General features: G+C 69.7%; 16 protein-coding genes. 11 read left to right on the top strand and 5 right to left on the bottom strand.

The genetic code is table 11. From position 1 onward, the window contains the following. Nucleotides 1–6 precede the first annotated feature (6 nt). The 3 genes from ABD256_RS13210 to ABD256_RS13200 are packed head-to-tail and all read left to right on the top strand — an operon-like array spanning nt 7 to nt 2619. Complete coding sequence (locus ABD256_RS13210; RefSeq protein ID WP_344417339.1) at nt 7–906, top strand: ROK family protein; 900 nt, start codon at nt 7–9, stop codon at nt 904–906. After that, nucleotides 903–1826, top strand: a complete 924-nt coding sequence (locus ABD256_RS13205) for a 1-phosphofructokinase family hexose kinase (RefSeq protein ID WP_344417337.1) — start codon at nt 903–905, stop codon at nt 1824–1826. The genes ABD256_RS13210 and ABD256_RS13205 overlap by 4 nt, the downstream gene beginning before the upstream one ends. Then, complete coding sequence (locus ABD256_RS13200) at nt 1804–2619, top strand: class II fructose-bisphosphate aldolase (protein WP_344417335.1); 816 nt, start codon at nt 1804–1806, stop codon at nt 2617–2619. Before ABD256_RS13205 ends, ABD256_RS13200 begins: the two co-directional genes overlap by 23 nt. On the opposite strand, the gene ABD256_RS13195 is transcribed toward ABD256_RS13200, so the two are convergent. Both ABD256_RS13195 and ABD256_RS13190 read right to left on the bottom strand, forming a co-directional pair. Continuing rightward, nucleotides 2616–3401, bottom strand: a complete 786-nt coding sequence (locus ABD256_RS13195) for a DeoR/GlpR family DNA-binding transcription regulator (protein ID WP_344417333.1) — start codon at nt 3399–3401, stop codon at nt 2616–2618. The genes ABD256_RS13200 and ABD256_RS13195 overlap by 4 nt on opposite strands. A 71-nt stretch (nt 3402–3472) precedes the next feature. Next, nucleotides 3473–4867, bottom strand: a complete 1395-nt coding sequence (locus ABD256_RS13190) for a Gfo/Idh/MocA family protein (RefSeq protein WP_425546443.1) — start codon at nt 4865–4867, stop codon at nt 3473–3475. Nucleotides 4868–5150: 283 nt separating this feature from the next. Here ABD256_RS13190 and ABD256_RS13185 point away from each other — a divergent pair, with 283 nt between their 5' ends. Genes ABD256_RS13185 through ABD256_RS13160 form a run of 6 tightly spaced genes read left to right on the top strand, consistent with a single transcriptional unit; the run spans nt 5151 to nt 12101 of the window. Next, nucleotides 5151–6572 carry an ABC transporter substrate-binding protein gene (locus tag ABD256_RS13185; protein WP_344417331.1) on the top strand — a complete coding sequence of 474 codons (1422 nt, stop codon included), beginning with the start codon at nt 5151–5153 and terminating at the stop codon, nt 6570–6572. Continuing rightward, entirely contained in the window at nt 6572–7522 is a 951-nt protein-coding gene (locus ABD256_RS13180; RefSeq protein ID WP_344417329.1) for a carbohydrate ABC transporter permease, read from the top strand. Before ABD256_RS13185 ends, ABD256_RS13180 begins: the two co-directional genes overlap by 1 nt. Before the next feature lie 10 nt (nt 7523–7532). Next, the gene (locus tag ABD256_RS13175) at nt 7533–8438 is read left to right on the top strand and encodes a carbohydrate ABC transporter permease (RefSeq protein ID WP_344417327.1); all 906 of its coding nucleotides are present in this window, start codon (nt 7533–7535) and stop codon (nt 8436–8438) included. A gap of 8 nt (nt 8439–8446) precedes the next feature. After that, a complete protein-coding gene (locus ABD256_RS13170) occupies nt 8447–9457 on the top strand; it encodes an ABC transporter ATP-binding protein (RefSeq protein WP_344417325.1) in 1011 nt (336 codons plus the stop codon). Further along, nucleotides 9457–11322 carry a DUF5107 domain-containing protein gene (locus tag ABD256_RS13165; RefSeq protein ID WP_344417323.1) on the top strand — a complete coding sequence of 622 codons (1866 nt, stop codon included), beginning with the start codon at nt 9457–9459 and terminating at the stop codon, nt 11320–11322. Before ABD256_RS13170 ends, ABD256_RS13165 begins: the two co-directional genes overlap by 1 nt. Further along, on the top strand, nt 11319–12101 hold the full coding sequence (locus ABD256_RS13160; protein ID WP_344417321.1) for a DeoR/GlpR family DNA-binding transcription regulator: 783 nt from the start codon (nt 11319–11321) through the stop codon (nt 12099–12101). Before ABD256_RS13165 ends, ABD256_RS13160 begins: the two co-directional genes overlap by 4 nt. A gap of 93 nt (nt 12102–12194) precedes the next feature. Here the strand turns inward: ABD256_RS13160 and ABD256_RS13155 are convergent, their stop codons facing one another. Then, nucleotides 12195–12500: a hypothetical protein gene (locus tag ABD256_RS13155; RefSeq protein WP_344417319.1), complete on the bottom strand. Its 306-nt coding sequence runs from the start codon at nt 12498–12500 to the stop codon at nt 12195–12197. Between the two features lie 99 nt (nt 12501–12599). Between ABD256_RS13155 and ABD256_RS13150 the strand changes: the two genes are divergently transcribed. Together ABD256_RS13150 and ABD256_RS13145 are read left to right on the top strand one after the other, a co-directional pair. Beyond that, nucleotides 12600–13439, top strand: a complete 840-nt coding sequence (locus ABD256_RS13150; protein ID WP_344417317.1) for a helix-turn-helix domain-containing protein — start codon at nt 12600–12602, stop codon at nt 13437–13439. A 5-nt stretch (nt 13440–13444) separates the two neighbouring features. Continuing rightward, the gene (locus ABD256_RS13145) at nt 13445–13633 is read left to right on the top strand and encodes a DUF397 domain-containing protein (protein ID WP_344417315.1); all 189 of its coding nucleotides are present in this window, start codon (nt 13445–13447) and stop codon (nt 13631–13633) included. Here the strand turns inward: ABD256_RS13145 and ABD256_RS13140 are convergent. After that, entirely contained in the window at nt 13602–13796 is a 195-nt protein-coding gene (locus ABD256_RS13140; RefSeq protein WP_344417677.1) for a hypothetical protein, read from the bottom strand. The two genes, ABD256_RS13145 and ABD256_RS13140, sit on opposite strands and share 32 nt — an antisense overlap. A 346-nt stretch (nt 13797–14142) precedes the next feature. After that, entirely contained in the window at nt 14143–15057 is a 915-nt protein-coding gene (locus ABD256_RS13135; RefSeq protein ID WP_344417313.1) for a helix-turn-helix transcriptional regulator, read from the bottom strand. Nucleotides 15058–15118 lie beyond the last annotated feature (61 nt).

Genomic DNA, 15118 nt, shown 5'->3' with positions numbered 1-15118 from the left:
GAGGCCATGGCGAAGAAGCTGGTCGCGGCGTTCGACGTCGGCGGCACGAGTGTCAAGGCGGCCCTGCTCGACGAGGACCTGACCGTCGTGGAGCGGCTCCGCGAACCGACCGCGCGGTCCGGCGACGGCGCGACGACCGCGGACCTGGTCGTCGACCAGATCGCCCGTCTCACCGAGCGCATGGGCGCGGTCTCGGCGGCCGGGGTGGTCGTGCCGGGCATCGTCGACGAGGAAGCCGGGGTGGCGAGGTTCTCGGCCAACCTCGGCTGGCGCGAGGTCCCGCTCGGCGCGTTGCTGGCCGAGCGCCTCCCGGTGCCGGTCGCCTTCGGCCACGACGTCACCGCCGGCGGGCTCGCGGAGTTCCGGCTCGGCGCCGCGCGCGGGTATTCCGGTGCCGTGGTGATCCCGGTCGGCACCGGTATCGCGGGCGCGCTGCTGCTGGACGGCAGGCCGTACCGGGCGGGCGGCCAGGCAGGCGAGATCGGGCACATCGACGTCGGCCACGAACTGCGCTGCGGCTGCGGCGCGATCGGGTGCCTGGAGGCCATCGCGTCGGCGTCGGCGATCGCGCGCCGGTTCCGCGACCGCACCGGGCGCGCCGCGGACGGGGGCCAGCAGGTCGTCGACGCGGCGCGGGCGGGCGATCCCGACGCCGCCGTGGTGCTCAAGGAAGCGCTGGACGCGCTCGCGAAGGGCATCCGCACCGTGGTCACCATGCTGGCGCCGGAGGTGGTGGTGCTCGGCGGTGGCCTGTTCGCCGCGGGCCCGTTCGTGCTCGACCCGGTGCGCGAGCGGCTTTCCGCGAACCTCACCTTCCAGCGCATGCCCGAACTGCGCGTCGCCGAACTGGGCGACGAGGCGGGGAACCTCGGCGCGGGGCTGATGGCACTGGAGCTGATGCGGTGATCGTGACGGTGACGCCGAACGCGGCGCTCGACGTGACCTACCGCGTGCCGCGGCTGGTCCCCGGCGCCGCCCACCGCGCGTCGGCGGTGGAGAGCAGGGCGGGTGGCAAGGGCGTCAACGTGGCGCGCGTGCTGCACGCGCTCGGTGCGCCGACGCGCGCGCTCGGCATCGCGGGCGGTCACGACGGTGCCGCCGTGGTGCGCGATCTCGCCGAAGCCGGGATCGTGCACGAGTTCACCGAAGTGGACGCCGGATCGCGACGGACCACCACGATATTGTCCACAGTGGATGAAACGGTGACGCTGATCAGCGAGCCGGGTCCCGCACTGTCCGAACAGGACTGGGCGCGGTTCGCCGCATCGGTCGGGGCTGCGGCGCGCGGTGCCTCGGTGCTGGTGTGCTCCGGCAGCCTTCCCGGTGGCGTGCCGGTGTCGGCCTACGCGGACCTGCTGCGCGGCGTCGAAGTGCCCACCGTGCTCGACACGTCGGGCCCCGCGCTGCTGGCGGGGCTGTCCGCGCGTCCGTCCGTGGTGAAGCCGAACCTCACCGAACTCCGCGAGGTAACCGGGATCGGCGATCCGTTGCGCGCGGCCGAAGAGCTGCGCCGCGCGGGCGCGGGAGCCGTGGTCGCCTCGCTCGGCGCGGAGGGCATGCTCGCGGTCGCGGACGGCGGGAGCTGGCTCGCGCGCCCGTCCAGGGCACTGACCGGGAACACCACGGGCGCGGGCGATGCGGCGGTCGCCGGGATCGCGCTCGAACTCGCCAAGGGAGCACCCGGCTGGCCCGCGGTACTGCGCCGCGCGGTCGCGCTTTCGGCGGCGGCCGTGCTGGGCCCGCTCGCCGGTGACTTCGACATCGAGCACTACCGGCGCGAACACGACGCCGTGGAGGTGGACCATGCCACTGGTACCGACGACTGACATCCTCGCCGCGCGACGGGGCTGCGGCGCGCTGAACGCCATCGGCGCCGAGCACGTCACCGCGATCATCGAAGGGGCGGAAGCGGCCGATTCCCCGGTGATCCTGCAACTGAGCCAGAACGCGGTGCGCTACCACGGCGCGCTGGCCCCGATCGGCTCGGCGGCACTGGCGGCGGCGCGCGCGGCGAAGGTCGACGTCGCCGTCCACCTCGACCACGCGGAGTCGCCCGAGCTGGTGCGCGAGGCGGTGGCGCTGGGGTTTTCGTCGGTGATGTTCGACGCCTCCAAACTCGACTACGCCGAAAACGTCGCGGCGACACGGGAAATCGCCGAGCTGTGCCAGGTGAACGGGGTCTGGGTCGAAGCCGAGCTGGGCGAGGTCGGGGGCAAGGACGGCGTGCACGCCCCCGGCGCGCGCACGGATCCCGGCGAGGCCGTCGAGTTCGTCGCCGCGACCGGGGTGGACGCGCTCGCGGTGGCCGTCGGCACCTCGCACGCGATGCTCACCAGGGACGCGGCGCTGGACTTCGAGCTGATCGCCGCGCTGCACGCGGTGGTGCCGGTTCCCTTGGTACTGCACGGTTCTTCCGGGGTCGCGGACGGCGATCTCGTCGAAGCCGTGCGCGCGGGCATGGCGAAGATCAACATCGCGACGCAGCTCAACAAGGAGTTCACCGCGGGGGTGCGGGCATTCCTGGACGAGAACCCCGCCGCTGTCGACCCGAGGAAGTACCTCGGCGCCGGGCGCGACCGTCTCCGCGCGGAAGTGACCCGCCTGCTGGGCCTGTTCTAAGCCGTCAGGACCTTGACGCCTTCGGTCTCGAACGCGGTGACCACGGCGGGATCGGCGTCGGTGTCGGTGATCAGCATGTCCACCTGCGAGGTGGGGCAGATCTGCGCGAACGCCTGGCCGCCGAGCTTGGAGCTGTCGGCCACCACGACGACCTGCCGCGCCCGCCCCGCCATCAGCTTGTTGATGCTCGCTTCGCCCTCGTGGTGCGCGTAGGCGCCCCGCTCGCTGTCGAACGCGTCGACGCCGAGGAAGACGAGGTCCAAAGTGATCTCGTCGAGCAGCAGTGTCGCGAGTGGACCGGTCAGCTCGAAGGAGTGCTGGCGGGCGACCCCGCCGGTCACCACGATCTTGATGTTGGGCCGCACCGCGAGTTCGTTCGCGATGTTGAGCGCGTTCGTCACCACGGTGAGCGCGGGGGAGTCGCCGCGGTCGTTGAAGTCGGGGCGGGTGGCCACCGCGCGCCCGACCTCGGTGATCGTGGTGCCGCCGTTGAGCCCCACCACCATGCCGCGTTCGACGAGCCGCGCCGCCGCCGCGCTGATGCGCTGCTTCTCCGGCGCGTGGCGGGCGGCCTTGTGCCGCAACGGGAGGTCGTAGGCGACGTTGCTGGCTACCGCACCGCCCCTCGTCCGGGTGAGCAGCTGGCGCCCCGCCAGGTGGTCGAGGTCGCGCCGGATCGTCGCGGGGGAGACGGCGAGTTCCTCCGCCGTCTGCTCCACGTCGATCTTGTCGCGCTGCCCGATCATGTCGAGCAGGGCGCCCAACCGCTCGTGCCGATCCACGTTCCGGGGCCTCCTCGTGACGATTCGCCCCTGAAAGTACTACGTGAACCTGTGAGACAGGGGCTGCACCGTCAGGAGGGCTTCGGCGAGTCGGTACCGGGATGCGGCGTGCGCCAGCGCCCGCGCGTGAAATCGGGGAACGCCACGGGCGCTCCACCGCGCCGGACGGACTCGGCGCTCAGTGCGAACGGCGCGTTCCAGGTGGCCGCGTCGTAGACGTCCATGTCGGGGACGAGGCCGAGGTTCATGGTCTGCGCCAAGCGGTACAGCATCAGGTAGTCCATCCCGCCGTGCCCGCCCGGTCCCGGCCCGACGTCCTTCCAGAGCCAGTGGTCGTAGTTCGCGTAGGCGGCGAAGTCGCCCCATTCGTCGTTCGAATCCTTCGGCTCCAGGTAGATCCGCGGCGGGTAGTCCTCGAAGACGCCGTTGGTGCCGGCGAGGTGGTTCAGGCGCGAGTACGGGTGCGGATTGGACACTCCGTGCACGAGGTGGATGACGCGGCCGCGTTCGGTCTGCAGCAGGCTCATCGTGACGTCGCCGTCCACGTACCGCTCGCGCCACTTCGGGTCACCGGCGGGCACGTGCTTCGCGCGGTAGTCCGCCAGTCCGAGCGCGGGCGTGCTCATCGAGGTGACTTTGGCGAGCCGGTCGCCCCGGTTGATGTCCAGGTACGCGGCCACCGGGCCCAGTCCATGCGTGGGGTACAGGTCGCCGTTGCGCTTCGTGTGCCACGCGCGCCGCCACTGGCCCTGGTAGTAGGTGTCGGAGAAGAGCAGCTCGCGCAGGTCGTGCAGGTAGGCGCCGGAGCCGTGCAGCAGCTCGCCGAAGAGCCCGTCGTGCGCCATCCTGAGCACCCGCAGCTCGTTCTGGCCGTAGCAGCAGTTTTCCAGTTGCAGGCAGTGCTTCCTGGTTCGCTCGGAGGTGTCGACCAGTGCCCAGAGATCGGCCACGTCGATGCCGATCGGGCATTCCACGCCGACGTGCTTGCCCGCCCGCATCGCGGCGAGCGCCATCGGCGTGTGCCATTCCCACGGCGTCGCGACGTAGACGAAGTCGATGTCGTCGCGGCGAAGGAGCTGTTCGAAGGCGTGGTCGCCGCCGGTGAACTCGGCGGGCTTCGGCTGGCCCGCCTTGGTGACCGCGGCCGACGCCTTCGCGACGTATTCGGCGTTGACGTCGCAGATCGCGGTGACCCTGACCGACGGCAGCGCGAGGAACAGCGGCAGCATCGAGGCGCCGCGGTTGCCCACCCCGATGATGCCGACGCGCACCACCGGGTGGCGGTCGAACGGCACGCCCATCATGGTCTTCCCGCGTGCGGCGGGTGCCGCGGCGGTGTCCGGCCCGGATTCGGACGGCGCCGCCGCCGTGCTGGTCACGCCGTGGGCCGTCGCGGCGAGCCCGGCGCCCGCCGCGACACCGGTGCGCAGCGCGGAGCGCCGGGAAAAGGGCTGTGCAGGGGACACGGGACCTCCCAGTACGAAGGATGCGGTGGTCCCGAGCATCCGTTCGAACATGCTCGGAAGTCAAGGATTAACTCAAACTTCAGTCAAGAAAGCGCAAACTTCACGCAGTGCATCGTCGATCGCTCACGGACCGTGCATGCTGGCCTCGATCAGGGTCGGCAAAGATGACGTTTTCGCAGCTTTTCCCCCGTCTGACTGTTGACAAGTGCGTGAAATCGAACAAAACTGCGCACCAATGCGCAGAGAGTGCGCGGATTTCGCTGACTTCGATCAGGTGGTGGCCATGAGAGCAGCTCGAATCGGGTCCGGCAAGTTTCCGCTGGCAGTGGGGGCCACGTGCGCGGCGGCGATCGCGCTGACCGCCTGCGGCAGCCCCACCGGGGGCGAGGGCGGCGGCACCGGCGAGAACGCGCTGCCGGGCGCCGAGCAGTACCTTGCCTCGCAATGCCCCGAGCCCGGCACGAAACCGGCCGGCAAGGAGTTCACCTACTGGTCGATGTGGACCGCGGACGAGCCGCAGGGCAAGGTCGTCAAGCACGCCATCGACTGCTTCAGCCAGAAGACCGGCGTCAAGGTCAACGTCCAGTGGCTCGGCCGCAAGCTGCTCACCCAGAACGTGGGCCCGGCGCTGAACACCAACGACGTGCCCGATCTCGTCGACCAGGACCTGAACCAGATGAAGGCCGCCGTCGTCGCGCCGGGCGGGACGCAGAGCGTCGAAGACGTGTACGGGCTCAAGGTCGGCGAGGGCGACAAGACCGTCAAGGACGTGCTCCTGCCGACTTCGCACGACATGGAGCAGAACGCCGACGCCGCGGGCAAACCGTTCCTGGTGCCCTACGAGCTGATCAGCGACGCGTGGTGGTACCAGAAGGGCGGCGAGCAGGTCACGCCGCCGAAGACGATCGACGAGCTGTTCGGGCTGTTCGACAAGGCCAAGCAGGCTGGCAAGAACGCGGTCGCGCAGGACGGCGACATCAACGACTACAACACCTACTACTTCACCCAGCTCGCCGCGCGCTACGTCGGCCCCGGCGGGCTGGCGAAGGCGGTGTCCGATCGCAGCGGTCAGCTCTGGAAGTCCGATCCCGGGTACCTCAAGGCCGCGCAGCTCGTGGAGCGGCTCGCGAAGGGCGGCTACCTGATCGACGGCTGGGACGCGTCGAAGTTCCCGCAGGTGCAGCAGCGCTGGGCCGACGGCGACGCCGCGTACCTGTTCAACGGGAGCTGGATCCCGAGCGAGATCCGCGAGTACCTCGGCAAGCAGGGCGGCGGGAAGAAGATCGACTACGGCTCGTTCCAGTTCCCGATGCCGGACGGCGCCACGCACGACATCGTCGAGCAGCTTCCGATCGGGTTTTCCGTGCTGGCCAAGGCGAAGCACCCCGAACCGGCGAAGGCGTTCATGGCCTACATGGTCAACAAGGACATCCTCGCCGGGATCCCCGCGGTCAGCGACAATCTCACGCCGCGCGCGGACCTGCCGGTGCCCGACGACCTGAAGCCGATCAAGGCGACGCTCGAGGACACCAAGAAGGAGCACATGCTGATCAAGGACGGCATCGACGGCATGTTCGGCGGCAAGTACGTGGACGCGGTGCTCTACCCGCTCAACAACGACCTGCTCAAGGGCAAGCTCACCGCGGCCGCCTTCGTCGACGCGCTCGCCGCGAAGACCGCCGAGTACTGGAAGGCGCAGGGCTAGTGGCACAGCTCGCGGTACCCGGCGCGACGCGACCGGCCGGGGGCAGGGCGGGCGCGCAGCTCAAGGGGAAGCGGCGGCTGTTCTGGCCGCTGTTCACCCCCGCGCTCGTGCTCTACGTGGTGTTCCTGGTGGTCCCGACGATCGCCACCGCCGTGCTCAGCTTTTCGAGCTGGTCCGGCGCCGGCGACACCCCGCAGTTCAACGGCTTCGCCCAGTACCGCGAGATGTTCGCGAACGAGGCGTTCCGCTACTCGTTCTTCAACACGCTGCTCTACATCGTGGTCGGCGGCGTCGGCACGTTCCTGCTCGCGTTCCTGTTCACCATGGTGCTGCGGGACATGAAGGGCGGGAAGCTGGTCAGGGCGATCCTGTTCTTCCCCAACATCGTGGCGCCGGTGGCGCTGGGCATGTTCCTCGGCTTCGTGTTCAAGTTCCAGCCCGGCAAGCAGGGGCTGCTGAACTTCATCCTCGAATCCGCCGGGATCGACGCGGCGAAGTTCCTGCAGCCGGAGAACGTGACCTACGCGGTGATCGGCGCGCTGGTGTGGGCCAGTTCGGGGTTCTACATCACGATCCTGATGGCCGCGGTGGACCGGATCCCGCCGTACCTCTACGAGGACTCCGACATCGCGGGCGCCTCGCCGTGGCAGAAGTTTCGCAACATCACGCTGCCGCTGACCTGGGACGTGGTCGGCGTCGCCGGGGTGCTGTGGACGATCAACGCGATGAAGATCTTCGAGCTGGTGTTCGTGCTCGCCGGGCCGGGCACCTACTCGCCGCCGGTGCGGTCGTGGACGCTGGGGATCTACGTGTTCGACCGGTCCTTCGGCACCCGCGGCACGCCTGCCTACGGCGCGGCGTGCGCGTGCGCGGTGATGATGATCCTGCTGGTGTCGGTGTTCGTCGTGCTGCTGCGCCGCCTCATGCGGCGCGACGCGATCAAGTTCTAAAGGGACACAAATGTCTACAGTAGACACCGCGGGCCGCAAGGCGCCGAGGAAGCCGAAACCGCCGCCAGCGGCGAGGGGGATCAGCCCGCTGCGCGTGCTGGGCAAGGTGATCGTGTGGCTGTTCACCGCGTTCAACGTGTTCGTGCTGTACTGGCTGATCTCGGCGTCGTTCAAGACACCGGTGGAGATCTTCACGCAGCCGTTCCAGCTACCGCGCCAGTGGTTCGTGCTCGGCAAGCCGTTCCGGAACTTCGTCTACGCGTGGAGCCAGGCCGGGTTCGGGGAAGCCTTCCTCACCACCGTGCTGCTGGTCGGCGCGTCCGCGATCGTGACGGTGGCGATCGCGGCACCCGCCGCGTACGCGCTGACCAGGCTCGGCGTGCGCGGGTCCGGCCCGATGACGAACTTCTTCGCGATCGGCATGGGCGTGCCGTTCCAGACGGTCATCATCCCGCTGTTCGTCGGGATGGCGAAGCTGAACCTGACCAACAGCCTCATCGGGCTCTTCCTGGTCTACGTCGCGCTTTCGCTGCCGTTCACGGTGTTCCTGCTGACCGGGTTCTTCCGCTCGCTGCCGGACGAGATGGAGGAGGCGGCCGCGATCGACGGCGCGTCCCCGTTCCGGACCTTCACCTCGATCATGCTGCCGCTCGCGCGCGGCGGGCTGATCACCGCGCTCACGCTCAACGCGATCGGGCTGTGGAACGAAACCCTGCTTTCGATCGTGTTCCTCCAGGACAACGCGAAGTTCACGCTCGCCCGCGCGCTGTTCACGTTCTACGGCGCGGCGAGCTACCAGTCCGAGTACGGCGGCCTCATCGCGGGCGTCACGATCGTGGTGCTGCCGATGCTGGTGCTCTACATCGTGCTCGCCCGCCGGATCATCACCGGTCTCACGCTCGGTGCGGGGAAGTAGGAGAAGACATGGCAACCGTGTCGTTCAAGGGCGCGACCCGCTACTACGCGGGCGTCGACAAGCCCGCCGTCGACCGGCTCGACCTCGAAGTCGAGGACGGCGAGTTCCTGGTGCTGGTCGGGCCGTCCGGCTGCGGGAAGTCGACGACGCTGCGCATGCTCGCCGGGCTCGAAGGCGTCGACGAGGGGCAGGTGCACATCGGCGACCGCGACGTGACCGACCTGCCGCCGAAGGACCGCGACATCGCGATGGTGTTCCAGAACTACGCGCTCTACCCGCACATGACGGTGGCCGAGAACATCGGCTTCCACCTGAAGATCGGCAAGGTGCCCAAGGCGGAGCGGGCGCGCATGGTCGCCGAAGCCGCCGAACTGCTCGATCTGGAGCCCTATCTCGACCGCAAGCCCGCGAAGCTGTCCGGCGGGCAGCGCCAGCGGGTGGCGATGGGCAGGGCGATCGTGCGGCGCCCGCAGGTGTTCTGCATGGACGAACCACTGTCCAATCTGGACGCCAAGCTCCGGGTGCAGACGCGGACGCAGATCGCCTCGCTCCAGCGCAGGCTCGGCGTCACCACGATCTACGTCACGCACGACCAGGTCGAGGCGATGACCATGGGGGACAGGGTGGCCGTGCTCAAGGACGGCACCCTGCAGCAGTGCGACACCCCGGTCGGCCTCTTCGCGAAACCGGCGAACCTGTTCGTGGCCGGTTTCATCGGCTCGCCCGCGATGAACCTGCTGCCTCAAGGCGAGCACGTGCTCGGCGTGCGCCCGGAGGGCTGGCGGATCACCGAGGACGTGGACGGAACCCCGGGTGCCATCTCGGCGACCGTCGAGGTGGTCGAGGAACTGGGCAGCGACCAGTACCTGTACTGCGCGACGCCCGAGCACGAGCAGCCGCTGACCGTGCGCACCCCCGGCATGGCGCCGTGGCAGCGCGGCGACCGGATCGGGCTGGTGCCGCTGCCTGACGCCGCGCACCGCTTCGACGCTGCCACCGGTGAACGGCTGCCCGGCTGATGACGCGCCTGTACCGCGGCGAGGTCCGCCTGCCGTGCGCGGAACTGGGCGGGGAGAACCCGCTGCCACCGCTGGTGCTGCTGGACAAGGCGCAGCGCGTCACGAACCTCGGCGAGCTTCCCGCCGACCTGGCGTCCAATGTGGAGTACGGCGCGCTGCGCAGCGTGCTGCCCTGCCTGCTCCAGGACTCCTACGACCGCGACCGGCGCGAGCGCGCGCTTCCCGCGCTGGTGCTGGAGAACGACCACGTCACCGCCACCGTGCTGCCGTCGCTCGGCGGCAGGCTCTTTTCCCTGTTCCACAAGGGGGAGCAGCGCGAGCTGCTGTACCGGAACCCGGTGTTCCAGCCCGCGAACCTCGGCCTTCGCGGCGCCTGGTTCGCCGGCGGGGTCGAGTGGAACCTCGGCAGCACCGGGCACACCGCGCTCACCTGCGAGCCCATGCACGCGTCGCGTGTGGACGGTCCGGACGGGACACCGGTGCTGCGGCTGTGGGAATGGGAGCGGACCAGGGACCTGCCCTACCAGGTGGACTTCTGGCTGCCGCCGGACTCCGAGTTCCTGCACGTCGGCGTCCGGGTCCGCAACCCGCACCCCCATGACGTCCCGGCGTACTGGTGGTCGAACATCGCGGTGACCAGGACCGAGCACACCCGTGTGCTCGCCCCGGCGACGCAGGCGTGGCACTACGGCTACGGCGGGCGGCTCGACCTCGTCGCGGTGCCGGGCGAATCCGATCTCACCTACCCGGCGCGGCACGAGCAGGCGGCGGACTTCTTCTTCGAAGTGCGCCAGGACCACGATCCGTGGATCGCCGCGGTCGAAGCCGACGGACGGGGGCTCGCGCAGCTTTCGACGCGCCGCCTGCGCGGCCGCAAGCTCTTCGTCTGGGGGGAGTCCGACGGCGGGCACCACTGGCAGGAGTGGCTGGCGCCGGGCGCGCCGGGCTACCTGGAGATCCAGGCGGGCCTCGCGCGGACCCAGCTCGAACACCTGCGGCTGCCCGCCGGGCAGGCGTGGGAGTGGCTGGAGGCCTACGGTCCGATCAGGACGGACAGCGCGCACGGCGACTGGGATTCGGCCGTGCGGGCCGCGGAGGGCACGCTCCCGTTCGCGGACCTCGACGAGCGGCACCAGCGGTGGCGGGAGATCGCCGATCGCGAGCCCGCGGAGATCCTGCACCGCGGTTCGGGCTGGGGCGCGCTGGAGGCCGCCCGCTCCGGTGGGCCCGCGCTGCCGGGGACGCCGTTCCCCGCGGACACCCTCGGCGAGGCGCAGCGGCCGTGGCTCGCGCTGCTCGACGGCGCCATGGGCGGTACCGATCCGCTGGCCGCGCCCGCCGGGACGCTGGTGTCCGAGCCGTGGCGCGCGCTGCTGGAGAAGGCGGCCGAAAGCTGGGAGGTCTGGTACCACCGCGGGGTCGCGCGCTGGTACGCCGAGGACAGGGCCGGTGCCGTCGAAGCGTGGCGTGCTTCGGTGGAGGCGAGCCCGAACCCGTGGGCGCTGCGCAACCTCGCCGTCGCGGGTGAGGACCCCGCGGCTCTGCTCGCCGCGGCGCACCGGATGGCGCCCGGCGTCCGTCCACTCGCGATCGAAGCGGTCACCGCGGCGCTGGACGATCCGGCTTCGGCAGGGGCGCTGATCGAAGCCCTGTCTCCGGAACTCCGCGCGCACGGCCGGATCAAGCTGCTCGAAGCACGCGTGAAGCTCGCACTGGGCGACCGCGAGGGGGCGCTGCGGATCTTCACCGACGGCTTCGAGCTGCCCGATGTCCGCGAAGGGGAAACGTCCCTTTCGGACACTTGGCAGGCGCTCGCCGGTGACGAGCCGCTGCCCGCGCGCTACGACTTCCGGATGAAGAAGTGAAACGCCACGTCCGGCTCGCCCGCCTGCTCGAAATCGTGGGGCAGCGCGGCAAGGTGGAGGTCGAGGAGCTGAGCGCCGAACTCACCGTCTCGACCGCGACCGTGCGGCGCGATCTCGACCACCTCGCCGAGCAGAGCCTGCTCACCAGGACCCGTGGCGGTGCGGTGGCCAGCTCGGTGTCCTACGACCTCCCGCTGCGCTACAAGTCGGGGCGGCACGCGCCGCAGAAGTCGCGGATCGCCACCGAGGTCGCCGCGCTCGTGCCGCCCGGCGCCGTGGTCGGCCTCAACGGCGGCACCACCACGACGGAGATCGCCAGGGTGCTCAGCACCCGGCGCGACCTGACCACGCGGGACGGGCCGGGCCTCACGGTGGTGACGAACGCGCTCAACATCGCCGCGGAACTCGCCGTGCGGCGCCATCTCAAGCTCGTGGTGACCGGCGGGGTCGCGCGCCCGCACTCGTTCGAGCTGACCGGCCCGCTCGCCACGAAGGTGCTCTCGGAGATCGCACTCGATCTGGTGATCCTGGGCGTCGACGCGCTCGACCCCGACGGTGGTGCGTTCGCGCACCACGAGGGCGAGGCCAACATCAACCGGCTGATGGTGCGTCGCGGCACGCGCGTGGTCGTCGCGGCGGATTCCTCGAAGCTCGGCCTCCACGCATTCGCGCGGATCTGCGAGATCGGCGCCGTGCACACCGTGGTCACCGACGCCGAAGTCCCCGCCGACCTGAAACGCCGCTTCGAAGCCGCAGGCGTGGATCTTCGCGCGGTCTAGGCGTTTCCCTGGGAAACAGACGCGGGCGGGAGTGGAGGCGTTGAGGGACGGCCCACTCCCGCCCGGCTCCGTACCGCCTCGCGGCGGCAGGCTTCAGGACTCGTCGTCGAGCCAGTGCACGAGCAGGTCGTCGCCGCCGTGGCGGAGCATGAGCGTGTGCACGGAGCTGCCGTGCCACGTGGTGGTGCGCGAATGGGGCGTGGACGGCAGGTAGGCGAACGCGTCGGCGTGCATCTGCAGCCCGTACCCGATCAGTTCGAGGTCGACCACCTCGCCGTCGGTGTCGCGGATGATGCCGAGCAGGCAGAACCTCGCCGGTGGGTGCTCGTTGACGAGCAGGTCCGCGGCGAGCCGGACCTGCTCGTCCGTCCATTGCGGACTGCCCAGTGCTTCCCTCATGACATCCCCTCGGTCGGTGGTCCGCATCACTGTAGAACTTGTAGTACAAGTTATCAACCCGCATGGTAGTGGTACGTTTTCGCACGGTAGTCTCCGCGCATGGTCAAAGGTCCCGTCGCATCCCGTGTCCTGCTCGGCTTCGAACTCCGCGAGCTCCGCGAGGCCGCGGGCAAGGACGTCGAAGCGGTGGTGACCCACACGGGCTGGTACGCAACGAAGATCTACCGCTCCGAACGCGGTGAAGGCGCGTTGGCCGCAGCCGAGATCGACAAGCTGCTCGCGTTCTACGGTGCGAGCAAGGCGACGGCCACGCGCATCCGGGACATCGCGGCGCAGGCTCGCCGCCGTGGCAGCTACGGCAAGGTGCCCGACTGGTCCCGGCAGTACTTCGGGCTCGAACAGGACGCCACGGAGCTTCGGTTCCACCAGGGCGAGCTGGTGCCGGGCCTGTTCCAGACCGAGGCGTACGCCCGCGCCCTGATCTCGACTTCGAAGACAGTGGCCCCGGCCGATGTCGATGACGTGGTGCAGTCGCGGATCCGCCGCCGGTCCCTGTTGACCGGGAAGAACCCGCCAGAGGTTCACCTGGTGCTGGGCGAGGCGGCGATCCATTGCCAGGTTGGTGGTCCGGAGGCGTTGGTGGAGCAGATCAACCACCTCATCGACGTGGCGAAGCTGCCCAACGTGACGCTCCAGCTCTTGCCCTTCGCTGTCGGCGCGCACGCGGCACTCGGTGACGGGTTCAGCCTGCTGACGCTGGAGATCGGCGGTGGTCCGTCGAAGTGGGTCTACGTCTCGGATTTGAACCGTGGTGAGTGCCGCGCCGACCCGGCTCAGGTTCGGACCTACCAGTTGACCTTCGACTCGCTTGTCGTCAACGCGCTCGGGGAGGGTGAGACACTGGCGCGGTTAAGGCAAACGAGGGACGGCCTGAGGTAGGCAGGATGGTTGATCGACTAGAAAGTGTGGCGTGGCGCAAGTCCAGTTACTCGTCGGGCGATCCCGATAAGTGCGTCGAGATCGCGGTGGCGTCGTCGGTGATCGGGATTCGGGATACGAAGGACCGGGATGGCGGTCGTTTGACCCTCACCCCGGACGCCTTCACTTCCCTGACGCGAATTCTCGCCGGGTAACCGATTTCCCGACGCGGTTTTCACCCGTGCCGGCCACCATGACGGCCTTGAGTGCCGTCATGGTGGCCAGCACGGCGCCACGGGCTTGTTCGCCGCCGCCTCTCGATCGTCCATAGCGGACAGTTCCTCCGGTATGGGCGTCGACGCACAGTGCTTGTCGCATGGTCGATCCGTGGCCTGGCCGCCCCGTACGCCCTAACGGGTGCGGGCGGCAGTGCTGGTCTGCGCATGTCCTTGCCAGCGAGGGAAGGCGCGTCGACCGCCGTTCGGGTGGGACGAATTGGATTCGTCACGGCCGCACGGGCGATTCGGTTCCCCGGAAAAGTGGCCCTGGAGCGGGAAAAAGCCCCGGAAAAGGCCGATGCGCCGAGCCCCTGGGGAGGTAGGTTCGGCGCATCGGGTCTGTCGATCCTCGCGTCTGGCGCGGGATCCTGCTGTGAAGTGTAGTCACATCCTGGCGGCCGTGGGTATCCGAATCGCGCACTCGTCGGTGGACGTTTCCCGGATAGTCACGCCGAGCGCAGGGTGTGGGACGGCGGCTCCCCGTAGGTTTCCCGGTACAGCTGGGAAAACCGGCCCAGGTGCGGGAAACCCCATCGCAGTGCCACCTCCGTGACGGTTCCCGGCTGGTCACCCTGCCCGATAGCGCGCAGATCCTCGTGCACGCGTGCCAGCCGCACCTGCCGGAGATGCCCCAGCGGGCTCGTCCCGAGCTGGGTGCGGAACCCCCGTTGGAGCGCGCGAACGCTGGTACCGGCGGCCTTCGCCATATCGCTGACCGTGATGGGTTCGCTCGCGTTTTCTTCGCAGAAGGAAACGGCGCGCCGCACCACGGCGGGCATCGAAGCCGCTTCGTGCCGCTCCAGCGCGTCGTGGAAGGTGTGCGGCTGGGCCTCGAACAGGCCGTGGATGAGGAGCTGTTCGAGATGGTGCCGCCCGAGCGGCGAATCGTCGAGCAGTCCCCGCCGCGCGGTCTCGGCGAGCGTGCGCGCCAGCTCCAGCCACGCGGCCGTCCTCGCGTTGTCGGACCTGACCGCGGGGGAGAACCTCGTCGGCCCTCCCGGCTCGTGGCCGAGCCGGTCCGCGGCAGCGGCGTCGATCGCCTCGCGGGTGAAATGCAGCACGAGTGCCCTGTTGCCGCCGTTCCGGCTGATCGACACCTTGGTCTGCGCCGGCCCCAGCAGCACGTCGCGGGTGCCGACCTGCTCGCCGTCGACCTCGGTCCAGCCGGTGCCCGCGAGCGGGATGCTCAGCAGATACCGGTCGTCCAGCACGTCGGGACGGACCAGTATCGCCGGGCCGCACTCGACGTCGAGCATCGTGACATCGCCGGCCCCGGAGCCCAGCTGCGTGATCCGGAGCACCTCGTGATCGGGCCCCGGCTTGACCGCGTGCAGCACGCGCGACCCGAAACGGGTCGACATGGCGTCACGGATCTCCCCGAGGTCCCGTCCTTCGAACAGAACCTTCTCCCCAGCCCTCATA

It is taken from the genome of Amycolatopsis minnesotensis (genome assembly GCF_039529815.1).
GTDB classification, from domain to species: Bacteria; Actinomycetota; Actinomycetes; order Mycobacteriales; family Pseudonocardiaceae; genus Amycolatopsis; species Amycolatopsis minnesotensis.
This window is presented reverse-complemented; position numbering and strand designations above follow the sequence as displayed.

Bases quoted from the DNA above. Each gene is read 5' to 3' on its own strand.
- ABD256_RS13135 (WP_344417313.1), bottom strand. From the start codon at position 15,057: ATGTCGACCCGTTTCGGGTCGCGCGTGCTGCACGCGGTCAAGCCGGGG.
- ABD256_RS13140 (WP_344417677.1), bottom strand. From the start codon at position 13,796: ATGCGACAAGCACTGTGCGTCGACGCCCATACCGGAGGAACTGTCCGC.
- ABD256_RS13185 (WP_344417331.1), top strand. From the start codon at position 5,151: ATGAGAGCAGCTCGAATCGGGTCCGGCAAGTTTCCGCTGGCAGTGGGG.
- ABD256_RS13210 (WP_344417339.1), top strand. From the start codon at position 7: ATGGCGAAGAAGCTGGTCGCGGCGTTCGACGTCGGCGGCACGAGTGTC.
- ABD256_RS13175 (WP_344417327.1), top strand. From the start codon at position 7,533: ATGTCTACAGTAGACACCGCGGGCCGCAAGGCGCCGAGGAAGCCGAAA.
- ABD256_RS13165 (WP_344417323.1), top strand. From the start codon at position 9,457: ATGACGCGCCTGTACCGCGGCGAGGTCCGCCTGCCGTGCGCGGAACTG.
- ABD256_RS13150 (WP_344417317.1), top strand. From the start codon at position 12,600: ATGGTCAAAGGTCCCGTCGCATCCCGTGTCCTGCTCGGCTTCGAACTC.
- ABD256_RS13170 (WP_344417325.1), top strand. From the start codon at position 8,447: ATGGCAACCGTGTCGTTCAAGGGCGCGACCCGCTACTACGCGGGCGTC.
- ABD256_RS13155 (WP_344417319.1), bottom strand. From the start codon at position 12,500: ATGAGGGAAGCACTGGGCAGTCCGCAATGGACGGACGAGCAGGTCCGG.
- ABD256_RS13200 (WP_344417335.1), top strand. From the start codon at position 1,804: ATGCCACTGGTACCGACGACTGACATCCTCGCCGCGCGACGGGGCTGC.
- ABD256_RS13145 (WP_344417315.1), top strand. From the start codon at position 13,445: ATGGTTGATCGACTAGAAAGTGTGGCGTGGCGCAAGTCCAGTTACTCG.